Origin of the sequence: Vogesella mureinivorans (assembly GCF_007644035.1) — a bacterium.
GTDB classification, from domain to species: domain Bacteria; phylum Pseudomonadota; class Gammaproteobacteria; order Burkholderiales; family Chromobacteriaceae; genus Vogesella; species Vogesella mureinivorans.
This window is the reverse complement of record NZ_VMTV02000180.1, coordinates 1-639: the sequence shown is the minus strand read 5'-3', so window position 1 is coordinate 639 and position 639 is coordinate 1. Positions and strand designations below refer to the sequence as shown.

General features: G+C 41.2%; 1 protein-coding gene. It reads left to right on the top strand.

What is annotated here, in order from left to right; translation table 11 throughout:
• The first annotated feature begins 90 nt into the window (after positions 1-90).
• Positions 91-612: an acyl-CoA dehydrogenase family protein gene (locus FLQ44_RS07685; protein ID WP_206208728.1), complete on the top strand. Its 522-nt coding sequence runs from the start codon at positions 91-93 to the stop codon at positions 610-612.
• The last annotated feature ends 27 nt before the right edge of the window (positions 613-639 follow it).

Genomic DNA, 639 nt, shown 5'->3' with positions numbered 1-639 from the left:
CTGGAAATGTATCTGTTGGTTGGGACTCAGGTGCGGGTAACCCTATTACAACTCTTGGTCCAACTGAAGGTTATTGGAACCTTGGTTTAGGTGTTCAGTATAGCCTTAGAGATTGCAGAAAAACTAAGCCAACAATTTAAGCAAGATGCGATTTTACGTGACGCTGAACGCCTCTTACCTTTTGAAGAAATTGAGGCTTTCAGTCAGTCAGGATTGTGGGCAATCACTGTGCCAAAACAATATGGGGGTGCTGAGGTATCCAGCCATACTGTTGCCAAAGTCATTGCTTTGTTCAGTGGTGTGGATGGCTCTATCGGTCAAATTCCACAAAACCATTTTTATGCTTTAGAAGTATTACGCAATACAGGTACAGCACAACAACAACAAAAGCTTTATCAGGAAGTGCTTGAAGGTGCTCGCTTTGGTAATGCTTTGGCAGAATTTAAAACCAAAACGGCAGCACAAAAGCATACCCAAATCAGTCAAACTGAACATGGCTATGTGGTCAATGGTGAAAAATTTTATTGCACTGGTAGCCTTTTTGCATCATCAGTAATTTCTGCACGTTCAATCTTGCCACTTTCAAAAGCAAATTCACGTAATAGTTTTTGACTAAAGCTATCTAAGGTCCCCACAAAC